Origin of the sequence: Vibrio sp. 10N.222.48.A3, assembly GCF_041475345.1 — a bacterium.
Taxonomy (GTDB): Bacteria; Pseudomonadota; Gammaproteobacteria; order Enterobacterales; family Vibrionaceae; genus Vibrio; species Vibrio tasmaniensis_A.
Genome location: NZ_JBFRVX010001564.1, coordinates 1 through 408, shown reverse-complemented (window position 1 = coordinate 408; position 408 = coordinate 1). Strand labels below are relative to the sequence as shown.

The window sequence follows — 408 nt, the reverse complement described above, 5'->3', positions numbered from 1 at the left end:
TTCTTCGGAATCAAAATATATCGTTTACTTTGTGTCGGCTTTTTCTTCGGCCTCAGCCAACTTAACTTTTGCTAAGTGCTCGGCTTTAAGAGTAGTAAATATACGGCTTAGCTCTAAGAAAGAGTAACGATGCTCTACATATTCATACACATTGAAAGACACTGACAACTTGTACAGAGAGATCGCATTCGCGTAGTCCCCATTCATGTGGTAACGCTTAGCAAGGTAGAAATATGTCTCAGTTAGGCGCTGCGCAAGTAACGTGTTGTCACGAGTACCGGTCAAGATGGCCTTAAAAGCCTGCTCTTCAGTAATGTCATCAAGCATAATCGCGACTAATACCCAACCCCACTGCTCATCACGGCTCTCGTAACGTTTTTGCAAATCAAGCTTGGCTTGCTCTGGCGT

The 408-nt window shown here is 43.9% G+C and carries 1 pseudogene; it reads right to left on the bottom strand.

Going from position 1 to position 408, the window contains the following annotated elements:
- Positions 1-24: 24 nt before the first annotated feature.
- Positions 25-408: pseudogene (locus tag AB4653_RS27755) on the bottom strand (lipoprotein NlpI); the annotation flags it as partial.